Origin of the sequence: Streptomyces sp. NPDC048664, assembly GCF_040650555.1 — a bacterium.
Classification (GTDB): Bacteria; Actinomycetota; Actinomycetes; order Streptomycetales; family Streptomycetaceae; genus Streptomyces.
In genome coordinates this window covers 123656-148157 of sequence record NZ_JBEZHK010000017.1, presented here as the reverse complement: position 1 = coordinate 148157, position 24502 = coordinate 123656, and the positions used below count along the sequence as shown (strand labels likewise).

The 24502-nt window shown below is 72.7% G+C and carries 20 protein-coding genes and 1 pseudogene; 10 read left to right on the top strand and 11 right to left on the bottom strand.

What is annotated here, in order from left to right; all coding sequences use genetic code 11:
• Positions 1-103 precede the first annotated feature (103 nt).
• Positions 104-1018: an MBL fold metallo-hydrolase gene (locus tag AB0C59_RS20085; protein WP_363006340.1), complete on the top strand. Its 915-nt coding sequence runs from the start codon at positions 104-106 to the stop codon at positions 1016-1018.
• 57 nt (positions 1019-1075) lie between these two features.
• Here the strand turns inward: AB0C59_RS20085 and AB0C59_RS20080 are convergent, their stop codons facing one another.
• The gene (locus AB0C59_RS20080; RefSeq protein WP_363006338.1) at positions 1076-1690 is read right to left on the bottom strand and encodes a TetR/AcrR family transcriptional regulator; all 615 of its coding nucleotides are present in this window, start codon (positions 1688-1690) and stop codon (positions 1076-1078) included.
• 83 nt (positions 1691-1773) lie between these two features.
• Here AB0C59_RS20080 and AB0C59_RS20075 point away from each other — a divergent pair, with 83 nt between their 5' ends.
• Entirely contained in the window at positions 1774-2154 is a 381-nt protein-coding gene (locus tag AB0C59_RS20075; protein ID WP_363006336.1) for a DUF4440 domain-containing protein, read from the top strand.
• A 43-nt stretch (positions 2155-2197) separates the two neighbouring features.
• Here AB0C59_RS20075 and AB0C59_RS20070 read toward each other — a convergent pair.
• The 6 genes and pseudogenes from AB0C59_RS20070 to AB0C59_RS20045 form a co-directional block, all read right to left on the bottom strand.
• Positions 2198-2746 (bottom strand): annotated as a pseudogene (locus tag AB0C59_RS20070) (GNAT family N-acetyltransferase); the annotation flags it as partial.
• A 116-nt stretch (positions 2747-2862) separates the two neighbouring features.
• The gene (locus tag AB0C59_RS20065) at positions 2863-4290 is read right to left on the bottom strand and encodes an alkaline phosphatase family protein (RefSeq protein ID WP_363006334.1); all 1428 of its coding nucleotides are present in this window, start codon (positions 4288-4290) and stop codon (positions 2863-2865) included.
• A gap of 263 nt (positions 4291-4553) precedes the next feature.
• On the bottom strand, positions 4554-6761 hold the full coding sequence (locus AB0C59_RS20060; RefSeq protein WP_363006332.1) for a xanthine dehydrogenase family protein molybdopterin-binding subunit: 2208 nt from the start codon (positions 6759-6761) through the stop codon (positions 4554-4556).
• 4 nt (positions 6762-6765) lie between these two features.
• Entirely contained in the window at positions 6766-7755 is a 990-nt protein-coding gene (locus tag AB0C59_RS20055) for a xanthine dehydrogenase family protein subunit M (protein ID WP_363006330.1), read from the bottom strand.
• Positions 7742-8290, bottom strand: coding sequence for a (2Fe-2S)-binding protein (locus tag AB0C59_RS20050; protein WP_363006328.1), 549 nt, complete (start codon positions 8288-8290; stop codon positions 7742-7744). Before AB0C59_RS20050 ends, AB0C59_RS20055 begins: the two co-directional genes overlap by 14 nt.
• Before the next feature lie 168 nt (positions 8291-8458).
• Positions 8459-9130 carry a lysophospholipid acyltransferase family protein gene (locus AB0C59_RS20045; protein ID WP_363006326.1) on the bottom strand — a complete coding sequence of 224 codons (672 nt, stop codon included), beginning with the start codon at positions 9128-9130 and terminating at the stop codon, positions 8459-8461.
• Between the two features lie 167 nt (positions 9131-9297).
• Here AB0C59_RS20045 and msrA point away from each other — a divergent pair, with 167 nt between their 5' ends.
• Together msrA and AB0C59_RS20035 are read left to right on the top strand one after the other, a co-directional pair.
• Entirely contained in the window at positions 9298-9816 is a 519-nt protein-coding gene (gene msrA / locus AB0C59_RS20040) for a peptide-methionine (S)-S-oxide reductase MsrA (protein WP_363006324.1), read from the top strand.
• Positions 9817-9917: 101 nt separating this feature from the next.
• A complete protein-coding gene (locus AB0C59_RS20035; protein WP_363006322.1) occupies positions 9918-10136 on the top strand; it encodes a hypothetical protein in 219 nt (72 codons plus the stop codon).
• A gap of 135 nt (positions 10137-10271) precedes the next feature.
• Here AB0C59_RS20035 and AB0C59_RS20030 read toward each other — a convergent pair whose 3' ends face one another.
• The 3 genes from AB0C59_RS20030 to AB0C59_RS20020 all read right to left on the bottom strand — a co-directional run bounded on the left by AB0C59_RS20030 (position 10272) and on the right by AB0C59_RS20020 (position 14178).
• On the bottom strand, positions 10272-11462 hold the full coding sequence (locus tag AB0C59_RS20030; RefSeq protein WP_363006320.1) for an anhydro-N-acetylmuramic acid kinase: 1191 nt from the start codon (positions 11460-11462) through the stop codon (positions 10272-10274).
• Between the two features lie 128 nt (positions 11463-11590).
• Positions 11591-13165: a sodium:solute symporter gene (locus AB0C59_RS20025; protein WP_363006318.1), complete on the bottom strand. Its 1575-nt coding sequence runs from the start codon at positions 13163-13165 to the stop codon at positions 11591-11593.
• Positions 13166-13167: 2 nt separating this feature from the next.
• A complete protein-coding gene (locus AB0C59_RS20020; RefSeq protein WP_363006316.1) occupies positions 13168-14178 on the bottom strand; it encodes a BadF/BadG/BcrA/BcrD ATPase family protein in 1011 nt (336 codons plus the stop codon).
• A 201-nt stretch (positions 14179-14379) separates the two neighbouring features.
• Here AB0C59_RS20020 and AB0C59_RS20015 point away from each other — a divergent pair, with 201 nt between their 5' ends.
• From AB0C59_RS20015 to meaB, 6 genes are all read left to right on the top strand, one after another.
• Positions 14380-15327, top strand: coding sequence for a MurR/RpiR family transcriptional regulator (locus tag AB0C59_RS20015; protein ID WP_363006314.1), 948 nt, complete (start codon positions 14380-14382; stop codon positions 15325-15327).
• A gap of 63 nt (positions 15328-15390) precedes the next feature.
• Positions 15391-16287: an N-acetylmuramic acid 6-phosphate etherase gene (gene murQ, locus AB0C59_RS20010; RefSeq protein ID WP_363006312.1), complete on the top strand. Its 897-nt coding sequence runs from the start codon at positions 15391-15393 to the stop codon at positions 16285-16287.
• Positions 16288-16453: 166 nt separating this feature from the next.
• Positions 16454-17812 carry a mycothione reductase gene (locus AB0C59_RS20005; protein WP_363006310.1) on the top strand — a complete coding sequence of 453 codons (1359 nt, stop codon included), beginning with the start codon at positions 16454-16456 and terminating at the stop codon, positions 17810-17812.
• 129 nt (positions 17813-17941) lie between these two features.
• Positions 17942-19750: a methylmalonyl-CoA mutase family protein gene (locus tag AB0C59_RS20000; RefSeq protein WP_363006308.1), complete on the top strand. Its 1809-nt coding sequence runs from the start codon at positions 17942-17944 to the stop codon at positions 19748-19750.
• A complete protein-coding gene (gene scpA / locus AB0C59_RS19995) occupies positions 19750-21927 on the top strand; it encodes a methylmalonyl-CoA mutase (RefSeq protein ID WP_363006306.1) in 2178 nt (725 codons plus the stop codon). The genes AB0C59_RS20000 and scpA overlap by 1 nt, the downstream gene beginning before the upstream one ends.
• Positions 21928-21939: 12 nt before the next feature.
• Complete coding sequence (gene meaB, locus AB0C59_RS19990; protein ID WP_363006304.1) at positions 21940-22926, top strand: methylmalonyl Co-A mutase-associated GTPase MeaB; 987 nt, start codon at positions 21940-21942, stop codon at positions 22924-22926.
• Positions 22927-22956: 30 nt separating this feature from the next.
• Here the strand turns inward: meaB and AB0C59_RS19985 are convergent, their stop codons facing one another.
• On the bottom strand, positions 22957-24333 hold the full coding sequence (locus AB0C59_RS19985) for an NAD(P)/FAD-dependent oxidoreductase (protein WP_363006302.1): 1377 nt from the start codon (positions 24331-24333) through the stop codon (positions 22957-22959).
• Between the last annotated feature and the right edge of the window lie 169 nt (positions 24334-24502).

Genomic DNA, 24502 nt, shown 5'->3' with positions numbered 1-24502 from the left:
CGGCGCGTCCGCGGACCGGAGCCAGGCCACCCCTCCCCCATTGCCTCCCGGGCGCTCGAGGTGTAAAACTGAAATGAACCTTCATTTTAGGGAGACTCGTCCGATGAGCGTCACACGTGTCCACCACCTGAACTGCGCGTCCATCCAGGGACTGTCGATCCTGGGCCGGCACCTGGTCTGCCATGTGCTGCTGCTGGAGACCGAGCGCAGCGGTCTGGTGCTGGTCGACACCGGGCTGGGAAGCGCCGACTACGCCGACCCGACGTCCCGCCTCGGCGCGGAGTTCGTGCACGGCTACGCGCGGCCGAGGATCGACCCCTCGCTGGCCGCCGTCCACCAGATCCGCGGCCTCGGCCTCGACCCGAAGGACGTACGGCACATCGTCCAGACCCATCTCGACCTGGACCATGTCGGCGGGCTGTCGGACTTCCCCCACGCCACCGTGCACGTGCACGAGACCGAACGGGAGATGGCCGTGCGCCGCCCGTCCTTCAAGGCACGCCGCCGATACCGTCCGCGCATGTGGGAGCACGACCCCGACTGGCGCACCTACCGGCACGGCGGCCAGGAGTGGTTCGGCTTCGACGCGGTACGGGGGCTGGACGGGCTGCCCGAGGACATCCTGCTGGTGCCGCTGTTCGGGCACACCCACGGGCACTGCGGGGTCGCGGTCGCGTGCGGCGGCGAGTGGCTGCTCGCCGCCGGGGACGCCTACTTCGACGCCCGCGAGATCAAACTCCCCAGCCGCCGGTGCGCGCCGGGGCCGGCGCTGTTCCAGATGGTGGTCACCACGGAGTTCCAGGGCCGCCGCCGCAACCAGGACCGCCTCCGCGCCCTGCACACGGACCACCCGGAGATCGAGATCTTCGCGGCGCACAACCCCTTCGAGTACCTCGACCTGGTCGACGCCACCGGCGGCGCGGCCCACGGCGTGTCCCCGACCCGGCGCTGGAAGCCGCGCAACCACGCCGTCGGCGCCGCCCGCCCGGGGCGGCCGCACGCGGCGTCGGAAAGGTGAACGTCAGGTCCCTCGAGAGCGGAGTTCATCGATGTGCCGAGCCGTCTCCGTGGCGGTTCACGCCCTCGGGGAGGCTCCGGAGACGAACAGGGCGGCGTAGCCGCGGGCCTGCTGTGCGGCCGAGGTGTCCGGGAGAAGCGCCTGCTGGGCCACGTGGCCCATGAGCATGGACAGCAGGCAGGCCGCCACATCGTCCGGGTCGGCGTCCCCGGGCAGCGCACCGTCTTCCTTCCAGGTGACCGCGGCATCGCGCAGCAGATCGCGGAAGCCGCGGTAGACCGGGGCGGTCCGCTCCAGGAGTGCGGGGTTGCTCAGGGCGGCGCTCCAGCCGTGGACGGCCACCCGGAGCAGTGAGTACGTCTCGCGTCGGGCGAACGTCTCCACCGTCCGGACCAGTTGCCCCATCACCTCGGCGGGCGGAGGCAGCGGATCCGCCGTCAGGTACGGCAGCAACGCCGTGGTGAGACCGTCCAGCGCACCGCCCATGGCGGCCTCGACGCCCTCGTCCTTGCCGCGGATGTACTTGTACACCGTCCCCGTGGACAGCCCGCTGAGGCCGATGATCCCTTCCATGGTGGCGCCCTGCAGGCCGTCGCGGTCGACACAGGCGCGCACGGCGTCGAGGACCTGGTTGCGGCGGGCGGCGAGGTAGGCATCGGTGACGCGTGGCATGCGGACAAAGTAGAGAGCACCTTATTGTTTTGGCAAGGCGAGGCCGTACAGCGTGGCATCGGCAGGGCGGTAGGGTGCGCCGGATGGACGACGAGCGTGGGCGGGGCGCGGTGGATGCCGCCATCGATGCGGAACTGCGGCTACTCGATCCCGAGGTGCGGGCCTCCCCGGCCGCCGTCAGGGAGCTTCTGGACCCGGAGTTCGTCGAGTTCGGTGCGTCGGGGCGCCGGTGGGACGCGGAGAGCATCCTCACGGTCACCGGCTCGGGATCGGTGTCGTCCCACTCCCCGGTGAGCGTCGACGCGATGACCGGGACCGTGCTCGCCCCGGGGGTCGTGCACCTCACCTACCTCCTGGACCACGACGGGCGCCGGGCGTGGCGAAGCTCCCTGTGGCGGTGGTCGGAGACGGGCTGGCGGCTGTACTTCCACCAGGCGACCCCGACCGACCGCCCTCGACCGTAGCCGTCGCCGCTCGGGCGCGGTCGGCCGGCGGCTGTGCGCGCCGCTCCCAGTCGGCCGCGGTGAGGCCGTACTCGACCTCACCGTGCTCGGAGCCTTCGATCGCCTCGGGCCAGGACCCGGTGAAGTTCCGGACGAACAGCAGGCCCGCCTTCTCCATCACCCTGCGGGAACGGGTGTTGACCGCCATGGTGTTCGCGGTGACCCGCCGCACCCCGAGATCGGTGAAGCCGGCCCGGATCAGCGCCCGGGATCCCTCGGTGGCGTAGCCCCGGCCCCAGGCCGCCCTGTTCAGCCGGTAGCCGAGTTCGACGACGTCGGCGCTGTCCTCGTCGAGGGGACGGAACTCGAACCAGCCGAGGAACACGCCGGTGGCCTTCTCCTCGGCGGCCCAGAAGCCGGGGGCGCCGAGGCACGGACAGCGGCGCATGAGGCGCGGCAGGGTCCGCTGCCGGATCGTTTCCGGGGCGACCGGCCTGCCGCCGTTGATGAAACGCATGACCTCCGGATCGTTGTCCAGGGCGTGCACGTCGTCGGCGTCGGCGTCGGTGAAGGGCCGCAGGAGGAGCCGTTCGGTCTCGAGGAGGGCGCGCATGCCGCCATCCTCGCCGCCGCGTCCGGAGGTCCGCCACCGCATTTCGCGGGGGCAGGGCCGTGCGGGCCCGAAGGCCCGGGCTGCCGGTGCCTTCGGGCCCGCACGGCCGGCGGGGATCACACGTGCGGGCGGCGGCCCCGTTCCTGGTGCGGGAAGGTCTGGTCGGCTCCCGGGAGGGTCGGCTTCGGCAGCGTCGCCACCTCCTGCTTCGCCTTCTCCAGTTGCTCCGCGGTGTCGTCGGGGAGCCGGGGCGGACGCGGTCGGGCGTCGGAGAAGCGGAAGGCGGAGGTGAGGTCGCCGAACGTGCCGCGCCGCCAGGCGCTGATGTTGGGTTCCCGGACGCCCGTGAACCGTTCGAGGAACTGGAGCGCGGAGGTGTGGTCGAAGGCCTCGGACGCCACCCAGCCACCCACGGTCCACGGGGAGACGACGATGGCCGGGACCCGGAAGCCGCCGCCGATGGGCAGGCCCTGGATGTACTCGCCGGGGGTGCCGGCGGGTGCGGTCGGCGGTGCCACGTGGTCGAACAGGCCGTCGTTCTCGTCGTAGTTGAGGATGAAGGCCGTCTTGCGCCACACCTTGGGGTTCGACGCGATGGCCTCGATCTTCGAGGCGACGAAGTCGGCGCCGGCCGCGGGCAGGTAGTCCGGGTGCTCCGACTGGTAGCTCGTCGGCATGATCCACGACACGGCCGGAAGGCGGTCGTTGCGGGCGTCGTCCTCGAAGGTGCCCTCGGGCTGCGGACGCACGCCCCGCTCGTACAGGTCCGAGCCCGGTGCGGCGTTCCTGAACGCGGCGAACTGCTCCAGCATGTTGCAGCCGTAGTCGTCGTCCTGCTGGTACACCTTCCAGCTGACTCCCGCCGCCTGCAGGCGTTCCGCGTACGTCGTCCAGCGGTACGGCTTCGGCGCGACGTTGCTGATGACCGGGCCGCCCTGGGTGCCGCCCGGGTCGATGGTGCCGGTCATCCACATCAGCCGGTTGGGCCAGGTGGGCCCGAACACCGAGCAGAAGTAGTGGTCGCAGACCGTGAAGGTCTCGGCGAGGGCGAACTGGAACGGGATGTCCTCACGCGTGTAGTACCCCATCACATAGGGGCCGTTGGCGCCGTCGGCCTTGCGGTGGGCGGGCAGCCACTGGTCCATCCTGCCGCCGTTCCAGGCGGCGTGCTGCACGGACCAGGCGTGGCTCGTGGACGGGATGGCCTGGGCGCTCGTCGTACGGGTGTCGAGGTGGAAGGGCAGGAGGTAGCCCTTCGGGTTCACGGTATCGGGCTGGTAGAAGACGGAGCGCCCGCCCGGGAGGGTGAGGGCGTGCGGGTCGGCGAAGCCCCGGACGCCCGACAGGGTGCCGAAGTAGTGGTCGAAGGACCGGTTCTCCTGCATCAGCATGACGACGTGTTCGATGTCGTCCAGCGAGCTGTGCCTAGGCGGTCCGGCGGCGACGGCCTTCTGGACGCTCGGCGGGAGGAGGGAGAGGGACGCGGCGCCGCCCAGCGCGGCCGCAGCCGAGCCCAGGAGTCTCCGTCGTGTCAACTCGGCCATTTGTTGCCCCTTCTTGAGCGGGAGAAGCTCTTCGAGGTGACGTCGGCCCGCGAGGAGGTCGCGGTGCGGGCCGCTCACGACTCTCCGCCCGCGTCGGCGGGGCGCGGCAGGGGGGCGCGATGAACATGCGGACAACGCACGGGAAGGGGTTGGCCAAGCCGTGACCGGGGACATCCGTTGCTTGCCGGGGCGTTGCCCGGCGTTGCTCTCGTACACCGGATCGCCGCGCCCGGCGGGGGGCGCGGCGATCCGGTGTCGGTGGGTCAGAGGAGGGCGTCGAGGGTGATCGGCAGGTCGCGCAGGCGCTTTCCGGTGGCGTGGTGCACGGCGTTGGAGATCGCGGGGGCTATGCCGACCAGACCCACCTCGCCCACGCCCTTGGTGCCGGTGGCGGTGCCCCGGTCGGGCTCGCCGACGAAGATCACGTCGATGTCGGGGACGTCGGCGTTCACGGCGACGAGGTAGTCGGCGAACGTCCCGTTGGCGATGCGGCCCGTGCGCGGGTCGGTCACGGTGTCCTCGTACAGGGCCAGGCCGATGCCGCCGACGGTGCCGCCGACGATCTGGCTCCGGGCCGTCTTCGCGTTCAGGATCCTTCCGCCGTCGATGGCGGAGACCACCCGGGCGACGCGGATCAGGCCGAGGTCGGCGTCGACGCGTACCTCCACGAACTTCGCGCCGTACGCGCCGGAGGGGGACATGCCGAGTTCGGTGGGGACCGGCGGGGTGCTGCTGCCGTACGCCGTGAGCTCGGAGCGCTCGTGCCGGGAGAGGATGTCGGCGTAGGACTCGCCGCGATCCGGGCGGCCGGCGAGGTGGACCCGCCCCGCGCCGCACTCGACGTCGTCCGGGGACGCGCCCCGCAGCGGCGAGTCGGCGTCGTCGCGGACGAGTTCCGCGAACGCGCGGACCAGCCGCCGGCAGGCGTCGTGCACGGCGTTGCCGAGCGCGCCGGTGAGGCCGGAGCCGCCCGCCATCATCGAGTTGGGCATGTCGGAGTCGCCGAGGTCGAAGCGGACCACGGCCAGGGGCAGGCCGAGTTCCTCGGCGGCCAGTTGGGCCATCACGGTGTAGGTGCCGGTGCCGATGTCGGTCGCCGCGCTGCGCACCAGCGCGCTGCCGTCGCTGTTGATCGTGGCCTGCGCCGAGCAGGGTTGGGCGAAGTAGGGGAACAGCGCGCTCGCCATGCCGTAGCCGACGAGCCAGTCGCCGTCCCGCATCGAGCGCGGCTCGGGGGTGCGGTCGTACCAGCCGAAGTGACGGGCGCCGGCCTCGTAGCACTCCAGAAGCGCCTTGCCCGACCAGGGCAGTCCGTTGCGCGGGTCGACGTCGGTGTGGTTGCGCACCCGCAGGTCCAGAGGGTCCATGCCGAGGGTGCAGGCCAGTTCGTCCAGTGCCGACTCCAGCGCGAAGTTGCCCTGCGCCTCGGCGGGCGCGCGCATGGACGTCGGCACGGCGATGTTGAGCCGCGCCTGCTGGTCCCGGGTGATCACGTTGGGGCAGCGGTAGGAGAACGCGGTTCCCGAGGCGAAGGGTTCGAAGTCGTTGTCCTCCATGCTCAGGGAGGTGAGGCTGCGGTGGTCGAGGGCCACCAGCTCGCCCTCGCGGGTGGCGCCGACGCTCAGCCACTGCACCCCGCTCGGGCGGTGTCCGACGGAGGTGAACATCTGCGGCCTGGTCAGGACCAGTTTGACGGGGCGGCCCAGGGTGCGGGCGGCCATGGCGGTCAGGATCACATGGGGCCACACCCGCAGCCCGGCGCCGAATCCCCCGCCCACGTAGGGCGCGAGGACCCGCACGGAGCTCTCGGGGATCCCGAAGACCATGGCGAGCGTGGTGCGGGCCATCGACGGCCACTGGCTGGTGTCGTGGACGGTGAGGGTGTCGCCCTCCCACACGGCGAGGGTGGCGAACAGGCCGAGCGGGTTGTTGGTGTTGTCGGCGGTGGTGTAGGTGGCGGTGAGGGTCACCTCGGCGCCGCGCAGGGCCGCCGCCGGGTCGCCGCGCGAACTGTCCATGTCCCAGGGGTCGGTCAGGTGCTCGGCGCGGGGGTCCTGGAGGTCCAGCAGGGGTTCGGCGGGCTCGTACTCGGCCCGCACCAGGCGGGCGGCGGCGGTGGCCTGCTCCGGGGTGTCGGCCACCACGAACGCGATGTGCTGTCCATGGTGGACGACCCGGTCGTCGCGCAGCGGCGCGGGCGGTGACGCGCCGAGCACCGTCATCGGGCCGGTGCCGACCCGGGGGGCGTTCTCGTGGGTGAGGACGGACAGCACTCCCGGCATGCCCTCGGCGGCCTCGGTGTCCATGCGCAGGATGCGGCCCGCGGCGATGGTGCTCTGCACCAGGGCGCCGTAGACCTGGCCGGGGACGCTGAAGTCCATCGGGTAGGGGGCGGTGCCGGTGACCTTGCGTGGGCCGTCGACGCGGCTGACGCCCGTTCCGATCAGCGGTCTGCTCTCGACGGTGCTCATCTGGTCACTCCCGCACTCCTGACACGGTCCGCAGCTCGCGCACGAGGGTGCGCCGGGCGAGCGGCACCTTGAACGCCGTACCCGGGACGGTCCAGGCGTCGCGCATCGTCGCCTCGGCCGCGTCCCGGAACGTGGCCGTCGTGGCCGGCGCGCCGGTCAGCACGTGCTCGGCCTCGTACGCCCGCCAGGGTTTGGACCCGACCCCGCCGAGCCCGACCCGGGCCTGGCGGACGGTGCCGCCGTCGACGAGGAGCAGGACGGCCGCCGAGGTGAGGGCGAACTCGTACGACACCCGGTCGCGGACCTTGAGGTAGCCCGAGCGGGCGGCCGGTGCGGGCAGCGGGATCTCGACCTCGGTGATCAACTCGGCGTGCTCCAGCACGTTCTCGCGTTCGGGACTGTCCTCGGCCGTCACGTAGAACTCCGTCAGCGGCACGGTGCGCCGACCCGTCGCCGACTGGATGTGCACCACGGCGTCGAGCGCCACCAGGGCGACGGCGAGGTCGGACGCGTGCAGCGCGATGCAGCGCTCGCTGACACCGAGCACGGCGTGCATCCGGGCCACGCCCTCGACGGCGGCGCAACCGGAGCCGGGCGCGCGCTTGTTGCACTCGGCGACCGCGGGATCGCGGAAGTAGCGGCAGCGGGTGCGCTGGAGGAGGTTGCCGCCGATGGTGGCCATGTTGCGCAGCTGCACCGAAGCTCCGAGCAGCAGGGACTCCCGCACCACGGGCAGCCGTTCGGCCACCGTGGCGTCGGCGGCGAGTTCCTCCATGGTGGCGAGCGCTCCGACGTGGAGGGCTTCGCCTCTGCGCTCGATGCCGTGCAGCGGGAGGCGGGTGATGTCGATCAGCCGCGGTGGTTCGAGGATCCCGTCCTTCATCAGGTCCAGCTGCGTCGTGCCGCCCGCCAGGCAGGACGCCTCGGGGTCGTCGGCCAGCAGCCGTACCGCTTCCTGCGTGTCGGTGGCCCGTACGTAGTCAAAGGTACGCATCGCCACCGCCTCCTGCCCGGCCGGACGCCGCCTCGCGGATCGCGGCGACGATGTTGGGGTAGGCGCCGCAGCGGCACAGGTTGCCGCTCATGAACTCCCGGATGTCCGCGTCGGTCCCGGCCCGCCCCTCGGCCATCAGCGCCACCGCGGACATGATCTGACCCGGGGTGCAGAATCCGCACTGGAAGCCGTCGTGCTCCATGAACGCCCGCTGCACCGCGTGCGGTTCGTCCGCGTCGTCCCCGGCGGACAGTCCCTCGATGGTGGTGACGGACCTGCCCTCGGCCTGGGCGGCCAGGGTCAGGCAGGACAGCACCCGCCGCCCGTCCACGTGGACCGTGCACGCGCCGCAGGCGCCCTGGTCGCAGCCCTTCTTGGTGCCGACGAGGCCGAGGCGGTCCCGCAGGGCGTCCAGCAGGGTGACCCGGGTGTCCAGGCGCAGCGTGTACGGCCGGCCGTTCACCGTGAGGGTCACGACCCGCTCGATGACGGCGGGACGGTCGTCCAGGTCCCGCTTGCTCGCCACGTCCCTCATCGCGTGCTCCTCCTCCGGACGGGGTGGATGCGGTGGTGTGGGTTTCGTCGGGCGCCACGAAAGGCGGGAATCGACCACTATGGGGCAACACGTCCGCCTTTCCACTCAATATACGCCGAACGGGTGGCCCGGCGCGGGGAGGCGCACGGCCGCCGGGGAGGCCTGCGGCTACGCGGCCAGGGGCGGGTCGTTGTACGCGCCGGACAGCTCCTGGCCGGAGAGCTCCTGGATGGCCTTCATGATCTCGTCGGTCGCCTCGCGTCGCGCCCGCGCGCCGCGGGCGGCCGGATCGTCGGGCGCGAACCGCAGCGGCCGACCGAAGCGGACCGTGACCCTTCGCGGGCGGGGCAGCCGGGCCCCGACCGGCTGGACACGGTCCGTGCCGAGGAGGGCGACGGGTACCACGGGGGCACCCGAGGCGAAGGCGAGCCAGGCCACCCCCGTGCGGCCGCGGTGGAGCCGCCCGTCGCGCGAGCGGCTGCCCTCCGGGTAGATCCCGAAGGCCTTGCCCTGTGCCAGCACCTGACGAGCCGTCTCCAGCGCCTGCCGGGCCGCGCGGTGGCCTCCGCGCTCGACCGGGACGGCCCCGAGCGCCGTGAACGCCGCGCGCAGCAGACGGCCCTTCAGTCCGCGCCGCCGGAAGTACTCGTCCTTGGCCAGGAAGGCGACGGGACGCGGCGCCACCAGGGGGATGACGACACTGTCGATGAACGACAGGTGGTTGGCGGCGAGGATGACCGGACCGTCCGGCGGGACGTTCTCCCGCCCCTCGATCACGGGACGGTAGAGCAGGCGGGCCAGGGGGGCGGCCAGCAGCCTCACAGCGGCGGGGAGCAGCACGGGGATTCCTCCGGTACGGCCGGGCGCGGGCGCCCGGGAAGCAGGTGGACACTGTCCACCACGTGAGTAGACACTGTCTACCGACTGGGTGGAATTGTTTCGGGTCCTCGGACGCTGAGGAAGGCGCAAGGACCGACCGAGGCGAGAGAAAGTACGAGGGGCCGACCATGGCAGCGCAGACGCAGAGGGCCGTGCTCGCGGGCGGATGCTTCTGGGGGATGCAGGACCTCATCCGTCGGCTCCCGGGCGTGACCGGGACCCGGGTCGGGTACACCGGGGGCGATGTCGCGAACGCGACGTACCGCAACCACGGGACCCACGCGGAGGCCATCGAGATCGCCTTCGACCCGGAGCGGACCGACTACCGGGCGCTTCTGGAGTTCTTCTTCCAGATCCACGACCCGAGCACCAGGAACCGCCAGGGCAACGACATCGGCCTGAGCTACCGTTCCGCGATCTACTACGTGGACGACGAGCAGAAGCGGATCGCCGAGGACACCATCGCGGACGTGGACGCCTCCGGGCTGTGGCCGGGCAAGGTCGTCACCGAGGTGGAGCCGGTCGGCCCCTTCTGGGAGGCCGAGCCCGAGCACCAGGACTACCTGGAGCGCTACCCCGACGGCTACACCTGCCACTTCCCGCGTCCGGGATGGCGGCTGCCCTCCCGCACGGAAAGCCGCCCGTGACACGGCGGACGGCCGCGCCGGACGTGAGGAGCGCGCGCGTGCTCCTCACGCCCGACGTGTTTCGAGGTGCTCAGCCGCTCGGGGCGAGAGACGCTGTTGCCATGGGCGAACACCGGGTCATCGTCGACGCGCCCGCCGAGAGCGGCGGCCGGCGGGTCCGGGTCGACGACGAGGTGCTCGGAGTGGCGTACGGCCTGCGCGACCTGAGCGAGTTCCTCCAGGCCGCCGGCGCGGAGGACCTCGACGAGGTCGACGTCGCGGACTCGCCCGTGATCGAGTGGTACGGCGGCGGCCCCGAGGTGTGGCCGCGCTACCGCTGAGGAATTTCCGGCGTCGTCCGTCCGTCCGCTGTGCGGGAGGGGTTCGGGGGGCGTAGCGTCGGGACAGCCCGCGAGGGGCGCCCCCCGGGGCGCCCGGCCCGCCGGACACCGCCTGCGGTGGCCGGCGGGCCGTTCTCATGGGCGACGGGGGTGGGCGGGGCCCGTGACCCGCAGCAGGCGCGGGGGCCGGGCGGCGGGCTCGGGCAGGCGCAGGGGCTTCGAGCCGGGGGTGATGCTGCCGAGCAGGGTGGCGCGGCGGGCGCCGGTGCCCGAGGGGAGCGCGCCGGGCAGTCCGTGGACCGTGAGGAAGCCGAGCACCGCGAAGGCGAGGGCCTCCTTGGCGTCGGAGGCGATTCCCAAGGCGTCGCTGGGGCGCAGCGGCACGTCGGGCAGCTCCTCGGCGATCATGCGCATGAGCACGGGGTTGCGGGTGCCGCCGCCGGAGACGAGGAGCTCGGTGACCCCGTGGGCACGGCAGGCGTCGGCGACGGTGACGGCGGTCAGCCGGGTGAGGGTGGAAAGGACGTCGTCGGCGTCGGGGGTGGGCGCGGCGTCCAGCGCGCGGAGCAGGTAGGGCAGGTGGAAGAGTTCCTTGCCGGTGCTCTTCGGGGCGGGCCTGCGGTAGTACGCGTCGTCCAGGAGGACACGGAGCAGTTCCGGGCTGGTGCGGCCGGCGGCGGCCCGGCGGCCGTCCTCGTCGAAGGCGGCCGCGCCGTCGGTGAAGTGGCGTACCGCCGCGTCCAGCAGGGCGTTGGCGGGGCCGGTGTCGAAGGCCAGCGGCTCGGCGCCGGGTGGGAGCACGGTGACGTTGGCGATGCCGCCCAGGTTCAGCGCGGCGGGCGTGCCGGGCAGCCCGCGCAGCAGGAGGGTGTCGGGCAGGGCGACCAGCGGGGCGCCCTGCCCGCCCGCGGCCACGTCCCTGCCGCGCAGGTCGGAGACGACCGGAAGGCCGGTCCTCTCGGCGATCCAGGCCGGTTGGCCGAGCTGGAGCGTGCCGCGGACGGTGCCGTCCTCGACCCAGTGGTGCAGGGTCTGCCCGTGCGAGACGACCCACTCGGCGTCCCCGTCGCACAGCTCCCGCAGTGCGCGCCCGGCCGCCTCGGCGAAGGCCTGGCCGATGCCGGTGTCCAGGGCGCAGACGGCCTCGGCGGTGGTGGCGGCCGGCGGCAGGGCGCCGGCGACACGGTCCCGCAGCTCGTCCGGGTAGGGGACGGAGAGGTGCCCGAGCGGCTCCAGGAGCAGGGTGTCGCCGTCGAGGGCGAGGTCCGCGGCGGCGGCCTCGATCGCGTCGTAAGAGGTGCCCGACATCAGTCCGATCACGCGCACGGCGTCCCCCAGCGGGTGTGGCGCGGCGCGGGCGGTGTCGGGATCGGGTGCGGCATGCCTTCTCCTGGGTGTCGGGCGGGGGGTGCGGGGGCGGCCGGGGTGGGCCCCGCACCAGGGCGGTCACGCGGTCATCGGTCCTGGCCGGCGCCCGCGGCGGCGACGGAGCCGGAGGTTGCCCGCTCGCCGTCGGCCGCCGGGAGTTCGGTGATCTCGGGGGCGCGGTGGAACAGGCTCGTCGCACCGCCGACGAGCAGGGTGATCACCACGCCGACGGGTACGAGCCACTGCGCGGCGATCGCCGTGGGCACGGTCGCGCCGGCCACGGTGACGTCGATCTTCACGCCGCGCACGAGGTACGTCATCACGCCGACGGTCACCAGGAACGCCACGACGGAGTCGGCCTCGTTGGCGCGCCGCACGAGCCGGCCGAGCAGGAACGCGCCGAGGAGGGCGCCGTAGGTGTAGCCGGCGATGGTCAGGCCGGTCAGGTACACGTTGCCCGTGCTGGCGCTGAAGACGCAGGCGAAGACCGCCATGAGCGCCGCCCACACCAGGGTCATCACCCGGGCGAGCCTCAGCAGCGACTCCTCGGAGGGGGTGGCGCGGAAGAAGCTGTGGATGATGTCGGCGACCGTCGAGTTCGACATGGAGTTCAGCGCGGAGGACAGCGAGCCCATCGCGGCGCCGAGGATGCCGGCCACGAGGAGTCCGGAGACCACCACGGGCAGCCCGTGCAGGATGAAGTTCGGGTAGAGGTTGTCGGAGCTGGCCAGGCCGAGCTGCTGGAAGTCCTTGCCCTGGTTGTAGGACCACAGCAGCGCGCCGACGAGGGAGAACGCGGCGAACTGGAGGGTGACGAACACACCGGAGGCGATCATGGCCTTCTGGCCGTCGCGCAGGGAGCGGGTGGCCAGGACGCGCTGGACGATCAGCTGGTCGGAGCCGTGGCTGGCCATCGCGAAGACGGCGCCGCCGATGACGGCGGTCGGCAGGGCGAACGGGCTGGTGAGGATGTGCGCCAGACCGAAGTCGGTGTCGAAGAGCCTGAAGTGGCCCGAGTGCACGGCGCGGGAGAGGCCGTCGCCGCCGACATGGCCGAGGAGCACGGCGATGGCGAGGAGCGCGCCGCCGAGGTAGAGGCCCATCTGGATGGCGTCGGTCCAGATGACGGCCTTGATGCCGCCGAGGTAGGTGTAGACGACGGTGATCAGCGTGAGCACGATGATGATGACGCGGTATCCCGCGTGCACGCCGAACTCGTCGAGCAGCAGCTTGATCGGGATCGCGGAGGCGAACAGCCGTACGCCTTCGGCGAGGAGGCGGGTGAAGACGAAGGTCACCGAGGCGAGCCCCTGGAGCCTCAGCCCGAATCTGCTCCCCAGGTACTGGTAGGCGCTGACGAAGCCGCCTCTCTTGTACAGGGGGATCAGCACGGTGGCGACGACGACGCGGCCGATGACGTAGCCGAGGGCCAGCTCGACGTTGCCGAAGCCCGCCCCGCTGTAGGCGGCACCGGGCACGCTGATCACGGTGAGCACACTGGTCTCGGTGGCCACCACGGAGAAGGAGACGGTCCACCACGGCATGTGGCCTTCACCGACGAAGTAGTCCTTCGCCGTCTTCTGCCGTCCGGCCAGCCTGAGTCCGATCAGGGCGATCGCCACGAGATAGACGACGATCACCACGAGGTCGAGTTGACGCACGCTCACTCCTGGGCGAGGGCCGACGGGTCCGCCGGCGGGGTGGGGACGGACGGGGAAGGGGTCGTCCGGCGCACCCGGACGACGTGGGGTTCGTGCGGTGCCGTGGCGTCGAGCGCCAGCAGGCGTGCGCCCTCCAGCGGGTCCCCGAGCGGGGGCCGCGGGCTCAGCGGGCGCGGGGAGGCGGCGAGGGCCCGCCGCAGGGGTGCCAGGAGCGGTTCGCCGAGGCCGGTGAGGCCGCCGGTGAGGGTGACGGGCAGGGGCTCGTCGCCGCCGATCCGGCTCGCCGCGGCCAGCACGGCCTCGCCGAGGGCGGTTGCGGCGTCCCCCAGGACCGCGCGGGCCACGGGATCGCCCTCGCCGGCGGCGCGGGCCACGTCCGGGGCGAAGGAGGCGGCGGTGCGCGCGGGGTTGCCCTCCCGGCCGAGGGCCGCGGGCAGCAGGTCGAGGTCGCCGAAGCGTGCGACGGCGGCGTCCAGCAGGGCGGTGACCGCGCCGCGGCCGTCGTGGGCGCGCAGCGCGGCCCGCAGTCCGGCGGCGCCGATCCAGGCGCCGCCGCCCTCGTCACCGAGCCAGGGGCCCCAGCCGTCGACGCGGGCGTACGCGCCGTCGGCGCCGATCCCGATGGCCACCGACCCGGTGCCGATGGCGAGCACCACGCCGGTACCGCCGCCGAGGGCGCCGGCGTGGGCGGTGACGGCGTCGCTGGTGACGGCCACCTCGTCCGCCGGCAGGTCGTCCAGGAGCAGGGCGGCCAGCTCGCGGGCCGCCGCCGGGGCCGCGGCCGCGCCGGCGGCGCCCACGCACACGCTCGCGAGTCCCGGCACGCCCCGCCGCTGAAGAAGCGGGAGGACCGCGGCGCGTACGGCGGCGCGGGCCGCGGCCACTCCGTCGGCGGCTGCGAGACCGGGCGCGCCGGGCACCTCGTGAACCTCCTGGGCCGGGCCGGCGGCGCCGTCCCACAGCACGGCACGGCAGCCGGTCTTGCCCAGGTCCACCGCCACTGCTGCTGTCATGCGGCACGCCTTCGTGTCGTCGGGGATCCGCCGGGCGGTCACGGCGTCGCCGGTGACCGGGGCGGATCGCGGTGCAGCGAGTATCGGAAGGCAGGACTCCGTATGTCAATAAGTAACCTCGCGTAATTCACCACGTAAATTTTTGACGTGCCGAGGAGGCCGTGACTACGCTGGGGCCATCCACGCAGGAGGTATCGACCCATGGCGCACCAGGAACCACCGCGCTCCCCGGACGCCGCGGCGCAGGACACCTCCCCCGCGGGGACGCTGGCGCGGATCCGCGCGGCGCAGCCGTCCCTGGCCCCCTCCGAGCGACGGGTGGCCGAGGCCGTGCTCGGCGATCCCGCGCAGGCCGCCGAGCTGTCCATCAGCGCGCTGGCCGGCCGGGCGGACACCTCGGTGGCCACGGTGATGCGTTTCTGCCGCGCGATAGGCATCTCCAACTACCCCCAGCTGCGCATCGCGCTGGCCGCGGCCGCCGCGCGCGAGCACGCCCTGGGCGGGGAGCGGCCGGCACCGGGCACCGACATCAGCGCCACCGACTCGCTGGACGAGGTCGTCAAGAAGATCGTCTACAACGAGGTGCGGGCCCTGGAGGACTCGGGGGCGGGGCTGGACATCGAGGCGCTCGGGCGGGCCGTCGACGCCGTGGCCGCAGCCCGCCGGATCGACGTCCTCGGCGTCGGCGCCAGCGGGTTCGTGGGCCAGGACCTGCACCAGAAGCTGCACCGCATCGGCCGTACGGCGTTCATCTGGACCGACCGGCACGCCGCGCTCACCGCCGCCGCGCTCCTCGGTCCGGGCGACGTCGTCGTGGCCATCTCCCACTCCGGGGAGACCGAGGACACCGTGGAGCCCCTCCAGGCGGCGGCCGAACAGGGCGCCACCACGATCGCCCTGACCAACGTGCCCCGCTCGACGCTCGCGCGCAGTGCGGACCTCGTGCTGACGACCTGCGCCCGCGAGACCCCGTTCCGCTCCGGCGCGACCGTCAGCCGTATCGCTCAACTCGCCGTCGTTGACTGCCTGTTCGTCGGAGTCGCACAGCGCTCCTTCGACGCGACGACGGCGGCGCTCCAGAAGACCTACGGTGCCGTGCGGCGGCGCGGGCGCCCGCAGCCGCCGCGCCGCCCCCCGGCCGCCCGCTGAAGGCCGCGCAAGCCCCTCCCCCGGCACCGCCCCCGAGCACCTCCCCGAAAGGACGACTCCGCCGTGGACCTCAGCACACTCGGCACCGAGACCCGCAACGAGCGGACCGCCGACCTGGACCGCATGCCGGTCCTCGACCTGCTCTCGGTCATGAACGCCGAGGACCAGACCGTCGCCCTGGCGGTGCGCGACGCCCTCCCCCAGATCGGCGCGGCCGTGGAGGCCATCACCGAGTCGCTGCGCCGGGGCGGACGCCTGATCTACCTCGGCGCGGGCACCAGCGGCCGTATCGGACTGCTCGACGCCGTCGAGTGCCCGCCGACCTTCGGCACCTCCCACGACCAGGTCGTGGGCCTGCTCTCCGGCGGCCCCGGCGCCTTCGTCGTGGCCGTCGAGGGGGCGGAGGACCAGCCGGAGCGGGCGGTCGCCGACCTGGAGGGGATCGGTGTGGGCGAACGGGACACGGTCGTCGGCCTCGCGGCCAGCGGCCGCACCCCCTACGTCGTCGGCGGCCTCGAACACGCCGCCGCCAAGGGCGCTGCCACGGTCTCGGTGGCGTGCAACCGGGACGCCGTCATCAGCCGCCACGCCGACGTCGCGATCGAGGTGCCGACCGGCCCCGAGGTGCTGACGGGATCCACCCGGCTCAAGGGCGGCACGGCCGAGAAGATGGTCTGCAACATGCTCTCGACCGCGTCGATGGTCCGCGTGGGCAAGGTGTACGGCAATCTGATGGTCGACGTGCGGGCGAGCAACGACAAGCTGGTCGACCGCGCCCGCCGCATGGTCGTCCAGGCCACCGGGGCCGACTCCGAGGCCGCCGCCGAGGCGCTGCGGGAGGCCGGAGGGCACGCGAAGACCGCGATCGTCATGCTGCTGGCCAGGTGCACCGCCCAGGAGGCCTCCCGACGCCTCGAGGACGCCCAGGGCGACACGCGGACGGCCATCGGCCTGGCCTGAACCGGCTCTCCCGGGAGCCGGCGGAGCGGACCGGCACCGTCACCCTGGACGGGGCCCCGTCGAGCGTCGACGGGCCGTTCGGGGGTACCAGGCGAGCGGGATCGCCGCGACCACCGGCACTCTGTGCTGGAGGACGCGGGGCACGCCGGGCGGAAGGTGGACGGGCATGCGGCACTACGATCTGGTGGTCCTGGGCGCGGGCAGCGGCAACATGCTGCTCGACGAGCGACTCGCGCACCTGCGCACCGCGATCGTCGAACCCGGCCGGTTCGGCGGTACGTGCCTCAACCGCGGCTGCATCCCGAGCAAGATGTTCGTGGTGGCCGCCGAGGCCGCCGAGAACGCGCGGGCCGCCGCGCGGCTCGGGGTGCGTGCGAGCGTGGACCGGGTCGACTGGAAGGCCATCCGGGACCGGGTGTTCCACCGGATCGACCCCCTGCACCCCAGCGCCCTGAGCTATCGCCGGGACAACGGTGTCGACGTGTTCACCGACGAGGCGCGGTTCGTCGCGCCGAAGGTGCTCCAGGTCGGCGACGAACGCGTCACCGCCGACATGTTCGTCGTCGCCGTCGGCTCACGGCCCGTGGTGCCGGACATCCCCGGACTCGACACCGTGCCGTACCACACCTCGGACACCATCATGCGGATCGACGACCTCCCCCCGTCGATGGCGGTCCTCGGGGGCGGTTACATCGCGGCCGAGTTCAGTCATGTGTTCGGGGCGTTCGGCACGGACGTCACCCTCGTGCAGCGGAGCTCGCGCCTGCTCACCGCGGAGGACGAGCAGGTGTCGGCGCGGTTCACCGAACTGGCCTCCCAGCGGCACCGTGTCCTGCTCGACGCCTCCGTCACCTCCGTGGAGCCGTACGGGGACGGGGTGGCGCTGTCCGTCTCCCACCCCGGGGGCGAACAGGTCGTCACGGCGGCGACCCTGCTGGTGGCGGTCGGCCGCCGCCCCAACACCGACCGGCTCGACGCGGCCGCCGGCGGGCTGGAACTCGACCCGCACGGCCACGTCGTGACCGACAGCGCCTACCGCACCTCGGTGCCGGGCATCTGGGCGCTGGGCGACGCCGCCAACCACTTCCAGCTCAAGCACATGGCGAACGCCGAGTCGCGGGTCGTGCAGCACAACCTGCTGCACCCCGAGGACCCGCAGACCCTCGCGAGCACGATCGCCCCGCACGCGGTCTTCACCCATCCGCAGATCGCGAGCGTCGGACTGACCGAACAGCGGGCGCGCGAGGAGGGCGTCGCGTACGTGGTGAGCGTGCGCGACTTCGCGGACACGGCGTACGGGTGGGCGCTGGAGGACACCACCAGCTTCGTGAAGGTGCTGGCGAGCCCGCACGACCGCACGATCCTCGGCGCGCACATCATCGGCCCCCAGGCCGCGACCCTCATCCAGCCCCTGATCCAGGCCATGACGCTGGGCCAGAGCGCGGATCTGGTCGCCCGTGACGTGCGGTACATCCACCCCGCCCTGACCGAGGCCGTCGAGCAGGCCCTCCTCGGCCTGGGATGAGTTCATCGGCTATGACCCTTTCGTGCGCCCCTCGACGCTCCGTTGAGTGCTCCGTCACACGTCGGAAGAGAACAAGGTCACAACCGCGCCCTCTGCTGCTCGTCTGCCTGCCTGTCCTAACATCCGAGCATGACGGTCTTGCCTGACGACGGGCTCTCCCTGGCCGCCGAGTTCCCTGACGCGACGCGTGAGCAGTGGCAGCACCTGGTGGCGGGTGTCCTGCGCAAGTCGGGCAAGGAGGTCGCGGGTACCGAGGCGGAGCACGCCCTGTCCACCCCACTGGAGGACGGGCTGCGTATCCAGCCCTTGTACACCGCGCGCGACGCCGCGCCCGATCCCGGCCTGCCCGGCTTTCCGCCGTTCGTGCGTGGCTCACGCGCCGAGGGCAACACGGCCGGCGGCTGGGACGTGCGGCAGCGGCACTCGGTCGCCGACGCGAGCGTGGTCCTCGCCGATCTCGAGAACGGCGTCACCTCGCTGTGGCTGGCGGTGGGCGAGGACGCCATCCCGGTCGAGCGGCTCGGCGACGCCCTCGAAGGGGTCTATCTGGACCTGGCCCCGGTCGTCCTGGACGCCGGTGCGGACACCGAGCGGGCCGCGCGGAGCCTGCTGCGCCTGTACGAGGAGCGGGGCGTCCCTGCCGAGGCGGTGCGCGGAAGCCTGGGCGCCGACCCGCTGGGCCACGAGGCCCGCACCGCGGGCTCGTACGACCTCGCGCCCCTGGCGGAGCTGGCCCGCACGTGCGCCGAACGCCACCCCGGTCTGCGGGCGTTCGTCGTGGACGCGCTGCCGTACCACGAGGCCGGCGGCTCGGCGGCCGAGGAGCTCGGCTGCTCGCTCGCGACCGCGGTCGCCTACCTCCGGGAGCTGACGGGTGCCGGGCTGAGCGTCGAACAGGCCTGCGCGCAGATCGAGTTCCGCTATGCCGCGACGGGCGACCAGTTCCTGACCATCGCCAAGCTGCGGGCGGCCCGGCGTCTGTGGGCGCGGGTCGCCGAGGTCTGCGGGGCGGCGCGGTCGGGCGCGCAGATCCAGCACGCGGTGACCTCGTCGGTGATGATGACGCGGCGGGACCCGTGGGTGAACATGCTGCGCGCCACGATCGCCACGCTGGCCGCCGGAGTGGGCGGCGCGGACTCCGTCACGGTGCTGCCCTTCGACGACGCGCTCGGGGTGCCGGACGCGTTCGCGCGCCGCGTCGCCCGCAACACCTCCACGATCCTGATCGAGGAGTCCCATCTGTCGCGGGTGATCGACCCGGCGGGCGGCTCGTACTACGTGGAACGGCTCACCGACGAACTCGCCGGGGCCGCCTGGGAGTTCTTCCAGGAGATCGAGCGTGCGGGCGGCCAGGCGGCGGCCCTTCGCTCCGGGATGCTGGGCGAGCGGCTGGCGCGGACGTGGGCCGCGCGGAGCGCGAAGCTCGCCCGGCGCGAGGAACCGGTCACGGGCGTCAGCGAGTTCCCACACCTGGCGGAGAAGCCGGTGGTCCGCGCCGCCGCGCCCGCGCCGCCGTCCGGGGGGCTGCCCCGGGTGCGGCGGGACGAGGCCTTCGAGGCGCTGCGTGCCCGTTCCGACGCCCATCTGGCCGCGACCGGTGCCCGGCCCCGCATCCATCTGGCCGCGCTCGGCCCGGCCGCCGCGCACACCGCCCGGCTCACCTTCGCCGCCAACCTGTTCCAGGCAGGCGGCATCGAGCCGGTCACCGAGGGCGCGTTCGAGGAGAGCGGTGCGCGGATCGCGTGCCTGTGCTCCAGCGACGCGCTGTACGAGGAGCAGGCCGAGGCCAAGGCCGCCGAGCTGCGCGCGGCGGGCGCCGAGCAGGTGTTCGTCGCGGGCCGTCCGGGCTCGTACCCGGGCGTGGACACCTATGTCTTCGCCGGCTGCGACGCCGTGTCCGTGCTCTCCGCCACGCTCGACAGCATGGGAGTGTCCTGATGTCCATCCCCGACTTCTCGGCGATCGAGCTGGGCGCCCCGGCCGGTGACGCGGGCCCCGACGACTGGCGCAGGGCCGTCAAGAAGGCCGCCGGCGGCGACGACCTTGTGTGGGAGACGCCGGAGGGCATCGCGGTCAAGCCGCTGTACACCGGGCAGGACCTGGAGGGTCTGGACTTCCTGGACACCTTCCCGGGCATGGCGCCGTATTTGCGCGGCCCGTACCCCACGATGTACGTGAACCAGCCGTGGACCATCCGCCAGTACGCGGGTTTCTCCACGGCCGAGGAGTCCAACGCCTTCTACCGCCGCAATCTGGCCGCCGGTCAGAAGGGTCTGTCGGTCGCCTTCGACCTGCCCACCCACCGCGGCTACGACAGCGACCACCCGCGGGTGACCGGTGACGTCGGCATGGCGGGCGTGGCGATCGACTCGATCTACGACATGCGGCAGCTGTTCGACGGCATCCCCCTGGACAGGATGACCGTCTCGATGACGATGAACGGCGCCGTGCTGCCGGTGCTGGCGCTGTACATCGTGGCGGCGGAGGAACAGGGCGTACCGCCCGAGAAGTTGGCCGGGACCATCCAGAACGACATCCTCAAGGAGTTCATGGTCCGCAACACCTACATCTATCCGCCGAAGCCGTCGATGCGGATCATCTCCGACATCTTCGCCTACACCTCGCAGCGGATGCCCCGCTACAACTCCATCTCCATCTCCGGGTACCACATCCAGGAGGCGGGCGCGACGGCCGACCTGGAGCTGGCGTACACCCTGGCGGACGGGGTGGAGTACATCCGCGCCGGGCGCGAGGCGGGGCTCGACGTGGACGCCTTCGCGCCGCGCCTGTCGTTCTTCTGGGCGATCGGCATGAACTTCTTCATGGAGGTCGCCAAGCTGCGGGCGGCACGGCTGCTGTGGGCGAAGCTGGTCAGGCAGTTCGATCCGCAGAACTCCAAGTCGCTGTCCCTGCGCACGCATTCACAGACCTCCGGCTGGTCGCTGACCGCCCAGGACGTGTTCAACAACGTCACGCGCACGTGCGTGGAGGCGATGGCGGCGACGCAGGGCCACACCCAGTCGCTGCACACCAACGCCCTGGACGAGGCGCTCGCGCTGCCGACCGACTTCTCCGCGCGGATCGCCCGCAACACCCAGCTGCTGCTCCAGCAGGAGTCCGGCACCACGCGGGTGATCGACCCGTGGGGCGGCAGCGCCTACGTGGAGCGGCTGACCTACGACCTCGCCCGCCGCGCCTGGCAGCACATCCAGGAGGTCGAGCAGGCGGGCGGCATGGCACAGGCCATCGACGCGGGCATCCCGAAGCTCCGGGTGGAGGAGGCCGCGGCCCGTACGCAGGCCCGTATCGACTCCGGGCGCCAGCCGGTGATCGGCGTGAACAAGTACCGGGTGAACGCCGACGAGGAGATCGAGGTGCTCAAGGTCGACAACTCCTCGGTGCGCGCCCAGCAGATCGCCAAGCTGCTGCGGCTGCGCGAGGAGCGGGACGAGGTCGCCTGCCGCGACGCGCTGGACGCCCTGACCCGGGCGGCGGGCGGCAGCGGCAACCTGCTGGAGCTGGCGGTGAACGCGGCCCGCGCCAAGGCGACCGTCGGGGAGATCTCGTACGCCCTGGAGAAGGTGTACGGGCGGCACGCCGGTCAGATCCGTACGATCTCGGGCGTGTACCGCAACGAAGCAGGCGAGTCCCCGTCCGTGGACCGCACCCGCGCTCTGGTCGACGCCTTCGCCGAGGCCGAGGGGCGCCGTCCGCGCATCCTGGTCGCGAAGATGGGCCAGGACGGGCACGACCGGGGCCAGAAGGTGATCGCGACGGCGTTCGCCGACCTCGGCTTCGACGTCGACGTCGGCCCGCTGTTCCAGACCCCGGCCGAGGTGGCCCGTCAGGCCGTGGAGGCGGACGTGCACATCGTCGGGGTGTCCTCGCTCGCCGCCGGGCACCTCACCCTCGTGCCGGCGCTGCGCGAGCAGCTCGCCGAGGAGGGCCGCGAGGACATCATGATCGTGGTGGGCGGGGTCATCCCGCCGCAGGACGTGCCGACCCTGCTGGAGATGGGCGCGGCGGCCGTCTTCCCGCCCGGCACGGTGATCCCGGACGCCGCCCACGACCTGGTCACCCGGCTGGCGGCCTCGCTCGGACACGGCGAACTGTGAGGCCATGACGCCATGGCCATCGATCTCGACACCTATGTCAAGGGCGTGCTCGACGGCAAGCGGGCGGTGATCGCGCGGGCGATCACCCTCGTGGAGTCCACCCGGCCCCAGCACCGCGCGGCCGCACAGGAGTTGCTGACCGAGCTGCTGCCGCACAGCGGCAGGGCCCGGCGCATCGGCGTCAGCGGCGTGCCGGGGGTGGGCAAGTCGACGTTCATCGACGCCTTCGGCACGATGCTGACCGACCTCGGGCACCGGGTCGCCGTGCTCGCCGTGGACCCCTCCTCCACCCGTACGGGCGGCTCCATCCTCGGCGACAAGACCCGGATGGAGCGGCTCGCCGTCGACCCGGCGGCGTTCGTGCGGCCCTCCCCCTCCGCCGGGACCCTCGGCGGTGTCGCCAAGGCGACCCGCGAGTCCATGGTGGTGATGGAGGCCGCCGGGTACGACGTGGTGCTGGTGGAGACGGTCGGTGTCGGCCAGTCGGAGACGGCCGTGGCGAACATGGTCGACACCTTCCTGCTGCTCACGCTGGCCCGTACCGGTGACCAGCTGCAGGGCATCAAGAAGGGTGTCCTGGAGCTGGCCGACGTGGTCGCCGTCAACAAGGCCGACGGACCGCACGAGCGCGACGCGCAGGCCGCGGCCCGTGAACTGGCGGGCGCGCTGAGGTTGATGCACGGCAAGGACGCCTTCTGGACTCCTCCGGTGCTCAGTTGCAGCGCGCGCGAGTCGGCCGGCCTCGACACCGTCTGGCAGCAACTGGAGCGGCATCGCGGCCTGCTGGACTCCACCGGCCGGCTGGCGAAGAGGCGCCGGGACCAGCAGGTGGACTGGACGTGGTCCATGGTGCGGGACGAGCTGCTGGGCCGCCTGCACGCCGACCCGGCCGTTCGCGCTCTCACGCCCGAGCTGGAACAGCGTGTCAGGGAAGGCGAGTTGACGGCCACGTTGGCCGCCGAACGCATCCTGGACGCGTTCGGCGGGCAACGGGACTGATCGCCGCGCGGGACCCGCGCGGCGGGTGGGTCACCCCTGGGGTGCCCCGGTCCTTTCGGAGCGTTCACGCATCTGCTCCGCCGTCAGGTACGCGTCGGTGTACTCGAAGTCCTTCAACTGGGCCGGTTTGCGCGACTGGAAGCCGGTGCGGACGAAGTCGTCCCCGGCGAAGGCGTTCAGCAGCCAGTTGGTCATGACCCGGGTCTTCGCGACCCCGGTGCGCAGCGCCGACCAGTGGTAGCCGCGGGCCACCGCCTGGGCGGGCAGGCCGCGCAGCTCGATGCCGAGCGGCTTCGCGACGGCGTCCGTACCGCCGAGGTCGACCACCAGGCCGAGGTCCTTGTGGACGTAGGGGCGCATCGCCCTGCCGCGCAGCGTCGCGATGACGTTGTCCGCGACCGCCTTGCCCTGCCGCATGGCGTGCTGGGCGGTCGGCGGGCACACCGCGCCCTCCTCGCCCTTGGCCACGTCGGGTACGGCCGCCGAGTCGCCGAGCGCGAACACCCCGTCGTGTCCGGGGAGGTTCATCTCGGCGGCCACGGCGAGCCGTCCCTTCACCGTCTCGGCGCCGAGCGTCGCCACGAGCGGGCTCGCCGCCACTCCGGCGGTCCAGATCAGGGTGCGCGTGGGCACCACCCGGCCGTCGGTGAAGGTGACCTCCTCGGGGCCGGCCTTCGCGATGGAGACGCCGAGGGAGATCTCGATACCGCGCCGCCGCAGGATCTCCTGGGCGCTGCGGCCCAGCTTCTCGCCGAGCTCGGGCATCAGCGTGGGCGCGATGTCTATGAGATGCCACTTGATCAGGCCCGGGTCGAGGCGGGGGTAGCGGCGGACGGCGGCGTGCGTCAGGCGCTGCAGGCAGGCGGCGGTCTCGGTGCCCGCGTATCCCCCGCCGACCACGACGAACTGGAGCCGCGAGGCCCGCTCGTCGGGGTCCTCGCTGGCGTCGGCCAGGTCCAGCTGGGAGATGACGTGGTCGCGGACGTAGGCGGCCTCGGCGAGGGTCTTCATGCCGAAGGCCTGCTCGGTGAGCCCGGGGATGTCGAAGGTGCGGGTCACGCTGCCGGGCGCCAGCACGATGTAGTCGTAGGGCACGTCGAGGGTCCGGTCGGCGATGGTGCGCACGACGCAGACCTTGGCGCGGGTGTCCACCCCGATCGCGCCGCCGGGGATGATGCGGGTGCGGTACTTCCTGCTGCGGCGCAGCGAGACGGCGGTCGACTGGGGTGTCAGGACGCCGGAGGCCACCTGGGGCAGCAGCGGCAGATAGAGCTGATAGTCGAACGGCGTCACCAAGGTGACGTCGGCCTCGCCCGGGGCGAGTGCGCGTTCCAGTCGGCGTACGCACTCCACTCCGGCGAAGCCCGCGCCGACCACCAGGATCCTGGGTCGTGTCACGTGGTCCATCCCTTCCGCGGCTCCGCGATCTGTCTCGACGCCATGCGCCTGCCCAGGATTCGCCGCGGCGCACCTGGTTCCTCGCGTGCTTCCTGGCATCCGGGACACGGCCCGGCGCGGGGCGCGCGGTGCCGGGGCGGGAGGGGCGGGTGTCGTGCCAGGTCACGGCGGGTCGGGC

Coding starts and splice junctions, on each gene's coding strand:
- AB0C59_RS20085 (WP_363006340.1), top strand. CDS start 104: ATGAGCGTCACACGTGTCCACCACCTGAACTGCGCGTCCATCCAGGGA.
- AB0C59_RS20080 (WP_363006338.1), bottom strand. CDS start 1,690: ATGCCACGCGTCACCGATGCCTACCTCGCCGCCCGCCGCAACCAGGTC.
- AB0C59_RS20075 (WP_363006336.1), top strand. CDS start 1,774: ATGGACGACGAGCGTGGGCGGGGCGCGGTGGATGCCGCCATCGATGCG.
- AB0C59_RS20065 (WP_363006334.1), bottom strand. CDS start 4,290: ATGGCCGAGTTGACACGACGGAGACTCCTGGGCTCGGCTGCGGCCGCG.
- AB0C59_RS20060 (WP_363006332.1), bottom strand. CDS start 6,761: ATGAGCACCGTCGAGAGCAGACCGCTGATCGGAACGGGCGTCAGCCGC.
- AB0C59_RS20055 (WP_363006330.1), bottom strand. CDS start 7,755: ATGCGTACCTTTGACTACGTACGGGCCACCGACACGCAGGAAGCGGTA.
- AB0C59_RS20050 (WP_363006328.1), bottom strand. CDS start 8,290: ATGAGGGACGTGGCGAGCAAGCGGGACCTGGACGACCGTCCCGCCGTC.
- msrA (WP_363006324.1), top strand. CDS start 9,298: ATGGCAGCGCAGACGCAGAGGGCCGTGCTCGCGGGCGGATGCTTCTGG.
- AB0C59_RS20035 (WP_363006322.1), top strand. CDS start 9,918: ATGGGCGAACACCGGGTCATCGTCGACGCGCCCGCCGAGAGCGGCGGC.
- AB0C59_RS20020 (WP_363006316.1), bottom strand. CDS start 14,178: ATGACAGCAGCAGTGGCGGTGGACCTGGGCAAGACCGGCTGCCGTGCC.
- AB0C59_RS20015 (WP_363006314.1), top strand. CDS start 14,380: ATGGCGCACCAGGAACCACCGCGCTCCCCGGACGCCGCGGCGCAGGAC.
- AB0C59_RS20005 (WP_363006310.1), top strand. CDS start 16,454: ATGCGGCACTACGATCTGGTGGTCCTGGGCGCGGGCAGCGGCAACATG.
- AB0C59_RS20000 (WP_363006308.1), top strand. CDS start 17,942: ATGACGGTCTTGCCTGACGACGGGCTCTCCCTGGCCGCCGAGTTCCCT.
- scpA (WP_363006306.1), top strand. CDS start 19,750: ATGTCCATCCCCGACTTCTCGGCGATCGAGCTGGGCGCCCCGGCCGGT.
- meaB (WP_363006304.1), top strand. CDS start 21,940: ATGGCCATCGATCTCGACACCTATGTCAAGGGCGTGCTCGACGGCAAG.
- AB0C59_RS19985 (WP_363006302.1), bottom strand. CDS start 24,333: ATGGACCACGTGACACGACCCAGGATCCTGGTGGTCGGCGCGGGCTTC.